The organism is Staphylococcus gallinarum (assembly GCF_000875895.1).
GTDB lineage: Bacteria > Bacillota > Bacilli > Staphylococcales > Staphylococcaceae > Staphylococcus > Staphylococcus gallinarum.
On record NZ_JXCF01000002.1, the window covers coordinates 1 to 8,593 of the forward strand.

Sequence of the window (8,593 nt, forward strand, 5' to 3'; positions counted from 1 at the left end):
CCTTTCTTAGATAATTCTTTTTGATAATGTTTAACATGCCCTCTTACTTTATATTACTTCTTTATATATACGGTATGAATTACAATATAGAATATTTATAAAACAATGATTAACTAATAAATTATTGAGGAAGATTTGCCATGAGATACCATTTTTACGCTATTTTAGAAAAAGAAGATAAAATTATTACAACGTGAGTTTTCCGGATCTACCAGGGGCGTTAAACATTTGGCGAGGGCATAGAAGAAGCGGTGGAAATGGCAAGTGACACTTTAGGTGGTCATTTACTTGTATTAGAAGACGATGATGACATAATTCCCAATCCTTCTGAATATCATGAGTTAGCTACAAATCTAGATTCAAACCAACAATTACAATTAGTTACGGTAGATACTAATATAGTACGTTCTAAGGAAGAGAATAAGACGGTTAACAAAATGGTTACATTATCTAAATATATGGTTGAACTTGGAAAAAGTAGAAATGTGAATTTTAGTCAAACACTTCAACGTGCTTTAAAAGAAGAATTAAACATTTAATAGGAAAGATACTTTAATTAGGGGATTTCAAAGACAATATAGCGATATATAGATTATCTTATATTAAAGCTTTGATAGTCTTTGTTAGTAATGAAGAATAAAGTGGTTTTGTTGCAAAATCAGAAAATATAGCTCATTCTTTTTTTAGCATGGTAATATTTTTTTATCAGACTAACAGTGATTAATTTCATTATACGGCAAAAGTCCGTAGATAAGCAGAAATCTATAATTTTAGGAATAAATACATCTGAATGATTGGTATTAGAGATTATATAAGGGTTGTTATAATGAAGCTCATCTCCCAAATTAGAGATGAGCTTGTTAAATATATATTTAGAAGTAAGTTGAAGGATATAAAATGTATGTCTCTGTTTTTAAATCTGTTTTAATAATAGTTTTAAACCTGTTTTAGGATGCTTGAAATGTAAGGAGCAGTAAGTTTCAAGGCATCTTAAAGGATATAAAATGTATGGGTAAAGGATATATTTTGTATATCTTAAGGATATAAAATGTATGGGTAAAGGATATATTTTGTATGAGCATGGGATATAGACTGTATGGCCTATGTGTTTTTAGTTTTAAAGTTTTTATAACATGTTTTACTTTTATATTTTAGTGAGTAAAGGATATAAAATGTATGTATTTGTCTTTTGAAAGCCTAATTAAAAACAATGTAATATATCAGAGAGTGCTAATTTCAGAGCAAAGGATATGGATTGTATATATCATATCCTTTATGTTACTTTAGTACTATTAGATGAAAAGGTAAATAATGCTTTGCTTTCCAAATGACAGTGTCAAGCTATAGAGGTGAAAGACAATGAGTGGAGAAATGGTTAAATATCAAAATGACCTGAATCTTGTTCCATTAAGAAAGTTTACTAGTAAGGAAATCGATTTATTTTTTAGTATGTGTCAACGTACTAAAAATAAAGATACAGAGACAATACGTTTAACTTATAAAGAATTAAAATCATTGATTAATTACAAATCCACATCGGTAGATAGATTTGTAACAGAATTAGAAAACATATATGATAAAATGCTTCAATTGACATTTACAGAGCGTAAAGGGCGGAATGTACGCAAATTTGTTTTGTTTCATACATATGAAATTAATGATAATGAAAAGTATTTAGAGATTTCTGTTAATCCAAACTTGAAATATATACTAAATAATTTCGAGAAAGAATTTACTAAATTTGAGTTATCTGAATTAGTAAATATTAAGTCTAGTTTTGCTAAAAATATGTTTAGAATATTAAAGCAATTCAAAACAACAGGGTGGTTTTACATTAATATAAATGAATTTCGAGAAAGGCTTGATATTCCCGATTCGTATAGAATGACAGATATTACAAGACAAGTTTTAAAACCAATAATAAAAGAATTAACACCATATTTTGAAGGTTTGGAGATAACCAAAGTAAAAGAAAAAAAGGGGAATAAGATTAAAGGAATCCAGTTTAATTTTGAAAAACAAATGCAAGATGGAGAGATTAGTTTTACTCAAGTGCCTATAAAAAAGTCTAAAATAAGAGGTAATGCGTTGGTTAGTAGAGAGCTAACTCCAAAATGGCTTAAAGATAGAGATGAACCTAAAGAACCTGATTCTCCATTAACGGAAGAAGAAATTAAAATGCGAGATGAATTTATGAAGCAATTAAAGAAAACTTGGGGATAATAAGAAAGGTTCTGTTTTAAAGTTGAATTTATAGTGTGATTTTAATGAAAAGAAATCTTCTCTATGCACTATTTTAGATATAAACAATTTGATAAAGATGTTATAACTTTAGCGTTGGATACTATCCAAGATAACGTGGCATAAACATTCACCGTAGATCAGGCACCTTCAATGAAAGTGCCAATGGCTATAGTAATTCAAAGGTTTAAGCTGAATCTTTACTTATTGTACATCTAAATAGCTTAATAACCTCATTGAACAAGATTATCGTCACATTAAAGGGATAGGGTGAGATATCCAAGCTTCAATACGACAAAGAACACATCCAAAAGGATTGAATGTATTTATGATTTATATAAAAAGACCCGTAGGTCTCTCTTCAGATCTACGGATTTTCGCCGTGCCACGAAATTAGTCACATGTTGCTCAGTTAAGGAAATACTGCCATGTTAAAATGATTATTAGTTATAATTTTCTGACTTTGTAACAGAATCTAATTTAAGATGTATGAGGGGATAATTTCTTCCCTGTTTATCTTTTTTGGATCTCTTATACTCTTTGAACCCATTTTTTTTATAGAATTTTATAGCATTATGGTTAGCTTTGTTTACATCAACGTATTTTATTTTGTTTTCCGTGATAAGAAACTGAAGAATTTTTGTACCATAGCCTTTCTGAAAATGCTTAGGATCTATAAATAACATCTCTAGATTCTCATCATTAGTTCCTGAAAGTCCAATTAAAATTTCACCATCAAACCACAAATAAGCTTCCACATATTTGAAGTAAGTTGGGATTTCAGATTTTAATGCTATTCTATCTTTTTTCTTTAGGAAATTATGGGTTGCGATGACAGATTTTTCCCATAATTCTAATGCCTTTGGATAACTGTCTTTTTTGAGTTCTACTCTGTATATTTTCATATTTTGTCTCCTAAATATTATTTTGACATAAGACTAATTTACGAGATGCTTTCAAAATACAGCATGATGTTTTTACTAAGAGCTGTTGACGCGAATGTTAATCAACAAGAATAAATGATATACATGTAAAACTATCATTTTAGTGGCCTGTTCTTACAATTCTTCTATTAGGTCATCTATCAGTTCAGAAGCAGAGCTGTACCCATATTCCTTGCATAATTGTTTTAACTTAGAGTGGTTAGACGGTTTTAAAGTAAAATTATAACGCTTTTTTAGCTCATGGTTTTTTTGCTTTAATATTAAATGTGCTTTTTTTTGTTTACTTTCTAGATTACTTTTTGATGCTTGTAAAGCCTTATCGATTTCGGTTAGTTCTTGATGAGAAGATGATTCTTCTTTGTTTTTATTAGGGTTAAAAGCCATTTTAAATACCTCCTAAAGTTTTTTATAGTTGATCTACAACACTTTTAATTTCCTGCATAATTTTATTAAACTCAATTTTGAACTGTTTATCATTTTTATTGAGTTCATTATCTTGTAATTTTTGGGTATAAGATTTTTTGTCTAAGATGGTTTTATTAAGAACAGATTTAGAAGGTATATAATTAATATACCTTTCATCGTTTGCTATGCGTTCTTTAAAAGCTATACTTGGGCCCGTATTGTGAGTAAGTTTATTTCCTACACGTAATAGTTTAGCCGTTACATTCGTTTCTCTAGTTTTAAAATCTATATTTTCTTTTTTGTAATCCATTAAACGTGATTCTAAATTACTTGCATCTGTATCGTCAGAATCGATAACTGGCGTTATTACAGCATGACTTGGTGCAATTGCATTTTTAGTGAATACATTAAAATCTGGATGTGTATCAATTATTATATAATCATATTGATTTAAATTTTTTGACACATAATTGTCTTCCAACCACATAAAGAACAGCATATTTGTTCTTTGATCATTATCTACTAATTTTGATACTTCATCTAAACGCATAAAACCTTTGATTAAATCTAAGTTTTTTTTAATTGGGACAATATCTACTTCACCACCAGTGTATATATTAGCTACAGTATTAGTTTGATCTAATTCTTGATATAACCTAGATAAATGCATTTTGTGATCTTTGTCTAATAGCAAAACACGGTACCCATTAAATGCCAGGTATTCTGAAAAATTAAAGCACAATGTTGTCTTACCTACACCACCATCCATAGCTGAGAATGTTATTATTTTCATCATTTCACCTCGTTGTTAAATTTCTGTTAATAGCGATTAGTTAGTTGTTATTAGTTAGTATTCACATTTTAATATAAATATTAAAAAGCATGATACAAGTATTAAAGTGTATATAACATTATACACTTTAATGCGCTTTTAAACAACACTAATAAACGTATATAAGTGTGTATTTTAAAACTTGTGAATATATGTATTATAAACGTAGTGAAGTAATTAGTATTATGTATCAATTGATTATGGTGAGAATAGAATCAAATTATAATTAAGGGGTATATTTATGAGTTATTAATAACTTAATTTATATGATGATTTTGTTGAAAATGATATAGAAAACGTTTATACTTTTGCTGATTTTAATTTGTACCTTTTTAGGTTATTTATTGATTAATTGTTCTAAAAAATAGAGGTCCTATTTATACTGAGAAAACTTATTGGTGTTAGGGGGGACGAAGCTCACTGTCAATAAAGCAACTGGAATAAAGTATCAATGTCGTTGGCTATTTTTAGGAGTCTTCTGTATGAACTATTTCAGATATAAACAATGGCAATTTGGAATTTTGAGAAACAAAATTATTACTTAAAAGATTTGAAACGTTAGCTTAAAAGTTAGCGTTTTTTTATGTTTTTTTGCCCCTGAGGGAACTATAGTGTTCAACCGCCATGGTTGACAAGTTTTTATGCTAATTTTTAAATTTGCATGTAAATGGGCAGTGTCTTAAAAAAATCGACACTGGATTTGCTAAAAATTTATGTCTGGATTATCTGAAAAATAAAAATCGTAAAGTTTGAGGAATTCAAAATCAGTATCTGAGATATGGTTCTGTTGCAAAGTTAAATATGTAGTATAATTTTAATAAAATGGTTATAAAAGCGATGAAAAATTAAAAGAAGAGATTAGGGTTGTTATAAAAGAAATAAAGATTAGGGAGTAGTTATCAATGTCTGTAGAATCAATTACAAATATGCTTGAGGACTTAGGAGTATCTATATATTTTACATATTTACTAGTAACAGTAGTTGCATATTTTAAACTAGTTAATTATATCAATAATATTTTCAATGACGCTTATCAGTTTAAGCATTTTAATATTAGTGAAGAAAAGTACTTATTGTATTTTAAGGGGGGGTGTATTAGTGCTTTTCAACTTCTATTAATGACATTTTTAGAATCTACTTTAAAAGCACATGCAGACAGCATCTTTATGCCAAGTTTTTTAATTTCTTTCATCATTGTATTAGCGTCTTTTTTACTTATGGGGTTTATATTAGATTGGTCTATAATGGATAATTCTAATAATGATTATGTTTTACAAGAAGCCTTTTCTAGATACTTAGCTCAAAAATATAAAATGGCGAAAATTGAATCAGAAAGAGCTTATCATCAACATAAAGTACAAGAATATATTATTGAAAAAAATAACAATCAATGTTTGATTGATCTTACAAAATCTTATCAATACAGTGGTAAAAATTCAGACAGCAAATATTTTATAGGGAAACTTAAAATTCGGTCTACTAAATTGAAAAGTAAAAAATTAATTGTGAACTTGTTTCCTGTACTTTTTATGAGTATTATACAATATTTATCTTTTTTATATTTGTTTATAGGAAAAAATGCAGAGTCATTTGGAGCTTTTAATGTTTTATTTTATTTTTTTGTAATGGTAGTTATAACGCATTTATATGTTTTTTCTAAATTGTTGATTCACAGGAATGTATATAAAGAGTTAGAGTTTTTGCTTAGTAAATAGTTTTTAATAAGAAAATGTTTGAAATCGAAAAAACGCTCTACAAAGCCTTTGAAAGCACTTTAGAGCGTTTGATATACTATGGTTATCTATTTTTTCATCGTAAATAAAGTTTAAATGTTCTAAATTTAATTCTAAAGTAAAACTCTTGGATTGGACTGTTCTGAGTATAATTTAAACAAGGTGAAGTTTTTTACACTTTAAAAATAATTCAATATTTACGATTGGTTTTGTATCTCAGCAAATTATCTATTAATTGGCTGTTTGATTTGTTCGTATTATTTAATTTTAATATGATAGAATCTAACTCTGAGTTGATTAGCTTCGATTCATAGGTTATGTCAATAGGGGTTAAATTAACATTATTTTATTGCTTTAATTATCTCGACCCTCTTAATTTCTTCTATTTTACCTGGTGCAAAGAAACTTTTATCCATTGTATTCTCCCTCTCTTAAATACATATTTTCATTACACCTTTTACCCAATTTTATATACTATATAACTATTTATTTCCATATACAAAGTTACCTTACTGTATTATTGACATATTGGTTTTGAAAATATGATACTAAGTAGATTAGACATTGCAATGTCGACCTTTTTTATAGGTTTAGTAAAGGAAGATATTCTGATTAATTGAATTATAATATTAGGTGGTAGTGCAAAGTTATCGAATCATGAAACATATTGTATTATAAAATCAAAATTTGAGGATAGATATGTTTGAAGAATTAAGCATATATTATGAAATAGGGGTGAAGTAAATTAAAAAGGAGATAGTTATATGAATTTTTATATTAATAGAGTCGACTTTTGGGAATATTGATGAGCGAATAGAAAAATTCTTTTCTACTAATACTAATTGTTATACTAGAGTATTAATTTATCTTCAACAAGCATGAAAAGCCACAACCGTTCAGGAAAAACTTTCTATTTATTGCACTATTTTGGATTCTATTTTTGCGATAAAAAAGATACGACTAAAGAATTAAAAAGGATAACTTCAGCCATAATTGGAAAAGATGATAGAGATATTACTGAAATAATGAATAATGTTGGAAATGCGTATGGTATACGATACGCTCTGATATACGTTCTGATAGAGAGCATGGAGACGGTATAAAATATTTAAAAGATAACAGTATTCAAGACATGAAGGATTTATCTAAAAAAATGGATTCATATATAAGGGAAGTAGTTCAATATGCTTTAAATAATGAAAAACTTAATTATAATTTTTCTGAAATTGAAGAAAAATCATTTACACGAGCGCATTACAAAGATATAGAAAAAAATACATGATAAATAATTGTAATTATTACATAATTCAACTTATCGGTAGTGGATATGCTTCAAAAGATATAGATGGTATAATATCAAAGTCGTCGCTTTACTTCTGTGCTGTGATTAGCATGGAAGGAGGTGACATCATGTTCAGCATCATATTTGTTGATTTCAGTATATCATCAAGTGTAGAGGAATGCAAAATCATACAATTTAGAGGATGATTATCATTTTAAGTAAAGATAGTAAAATAATTTTAAAAACTTTATCAAATCAAGAAAAAAGTTTTGTAAAAAAGAAAGTTCTAACAACTAAAGTATCTTATGATGAGATAAAAAGTCTGTTTCCTAATAAATTACATATGTCGATTATAACAACATATGTGATTTATTAGAAGAAAGATATATATAATCATTTAGCAAAGTCTCCAAACTATTTAGATCATGATAATATCGAAAAATCTATGATGGCAATTGGAGAAAAGGGAATTGCTTATTTAAAAAATACAAAATATAGATTACTAGCACAAATAATTCCATTAAGTTTTTCAGCAATAAGTTTAGCGGTGTCAATTTTAAATTTATTTATTAAATAATTACTTAAGTTCGTTATTAAAATTAATGATATCAACTAAAAACATAACTACAAAGAGTAAGTTACTAGTTTTCTCGATAGTAAACTCATCAAAATCTGTTTTTTCGTGCAATACTCTATGTCTGTTGTAATTTTTACTGTTTGGCTCATAATATTTTTCATCGATGTATATTTGTTTGTTAATTACGTTGTCGAATATATCTTTATAATAATCGTTGATAAATGCATCTAAATTATTAATTTTTACAATGTTGTCCCATTCTAATAGTAATTTTTCAGTTATAGTTTTGTATGGTAAACGATCGTTTTCTTTATCAATAATTTTTCTACATAATTTTTCAATAAGAATTAGTAAAAAAGGTGGAAATAAGTTCAAATCATGATGTTTCATTAGTTCTAATTGCTTGTTAATATAGTCGTTTTTATAAACGTGGTTAATTTCATCTTGTACATATGAGATAAAGTGAAAATTCTTTTCATTTATCCAATAGCTATAATTTAAACTTACATTTCTATTGTTTCCTTTATTGTCAGTGAATTCATGCAACATTTGAATGGGTAGAGATAACGGTAATGCAAT

Annotated in this window: 7 protein-coding genes and 1 pseudogene; 4 read left to right on the top strand and 4 right to left on the bottom strand. The window is 27.3% G+C overall.

Annotated features, from left to right (window positions below; translation table 11 throughout):
* Nucleotides 1-257 precede the first annotated feature (257 nt).
* From SH09_RS01925 to SH09_RS16835, 3 genes and pseudogenes are all read left to right on the top strand, one after another.
* Entirely contained in the window at nucleotides 258-539 is a 282-nt protein-coding gene (locus tag SH09_RS01925) for a HicB family protein (RefSeq protein WP_235307460.1), read from the top strand.
* Between the two features lie 820 nt (nucleotides 540-1,359).
* A complete protein-coding gene (locus SH09_RS01930; protein ID WP_042737937.1) occupies nucleotides 1,360-2,223 on the top strand; it encodes a replication initiation protein in 864 nt (287 codons plus the stop codon).
* Between the two features lie 156 nt (nucleotides 2,224-2,379).
* Nucleotides 2,380-2,657: pseudogene (locus SH09_RS16835) on the top strand (IS6 family transposase); the annotation flags it as partial.
* A gap of 27 nt (nucleotides 2,658-2,684) precedes the next feature.
* On the opposite strand, the gene SH09_RS01935 reads toward SH09_RS16835, so the two are convergent.
* The 3 genes from SH09_RS01935 to SH09_RS01945 all read right to left on the bottom strand — a co-directional run bounded on the left by SH09_RS01935 (nucleotide 2,685) and on the right by SH09_RS01945 (nucleotide 4,383).
* The gene (locus SH09_RS01935; RefSeq protein WP_042737938.1) at nucleotides 2,685-3,146 is read right to left on the bottom strand and encodes a GNAT family N-acetyltransferase; all 462 of its coding nucleotides are present in this window, start codon (nucleotides 3,144-3,146) and stop codon (nucleotides 2,685-2,687) included.
* 153 nt (nucleotides 3,147-3,299) lie between these two features.
* Complete coding sequence (locus SH09_RS01940) at nucleotides 3,300-3,569, bottom strand: ribbon-helix-helix domain-containing protein (RefSeq protein ID WP_042737939.1); 270 nt, start codon at nucleotides 3,567-3,569, stop codon at nucleotides 3,300-3,302.
* A gap of 22 nt (nucleotides 3,570-3,591) precedes the next feature.
* Nucleotides 3,592-4,383 carry a ParA family protein gene (locus SH09_RS01945; protein WP_042737940.1) on the bottom strand — a complete coding sequence of 264 codons (792 nt, stop codon included), beginning with the start codon at nucleotides 4,381-4,383 and terminating at the stop codon, nucleotides 3,592-3,594.
* Nucleotides 4,384-5,324: 941 nt separating this feature from the next.
* Between SH09_RS01945 and SH09_RS01950 the strand changes: the two genes are divergently transcribed.
* On the top strand, nucleotides 5,325-6,137 hold the full coding sequence (locus tag SH09_RS01950) for a hypothetical protein (RefSeq protein ID WP_042737941.1): 813 nt from the start codon (nucleotides 5,325-5,327) through the stop codon (nucleotides 6,135-6,137).
* A gap of 1,877 nt (nucleotides 6,138-8,014) precedes the next feature.
* Here the strand turns inward: SH09_RS01950 and SH09_RS16520 are convergent.
* Nucleotides 8,015-8,593 (bottom strand): hypothetical protein (locus tag SH09_RS16520; protein WP_158001713.1); only part of this gene is annotated, 579 nt, incomplete at its 5' end.